Genomic DNA, 275 nt, shown 5'->3' on the forward strand with positions numbered 1-275 from the left:
TGCTTGGGCTGCTCAACAAAAAACCACACATTGCCGACACTCCTGCATCACAACTACTAACACTCACTAAAGGTGAGGTTAGCTTTAACAATGTAAGCTTTAGTTACGATGCTAACCGCCCTATTCTTAACAATGTTAGTTTTAGCGTAAAACCCGGCACTAAGGTAGCAATAGTCGGTGCAAGTGGCGCAGGAAAAAGCTCATTAGCTAGGCTCTTGTATCGTTTTTATGAAGTGTCATCAGGTAGTATCACTATAGATAAGCAACCTATAAAC

At 41.5% G+C, this 275-nt stretch carries 1 protein-coding gene; it reads left to right on the forward strand.

What is annotated here, in order from left to right:
* Positions 1-275 (forward strand): ATP-binding cassette domain-containing protein (locus AAEY68_RS21030; protein WP_350586824.1); only part of this gene is annotated, 275 nt, incomplete at both ends.

Origin of the sequence: Pseudoalteromonas sp. RB2-MNA-CIBAN-0110 (assembly GCF_040309305.1) — a bacterium.
In the GTDB taxonomy this organism is placed as follows: Bacteria; Pseudomonadota; Gammaproteobacteria; order Enterobacterales; family Alteromonadaceae; genus Pseudoalteromonas; species Pseudoalteromonas arctica.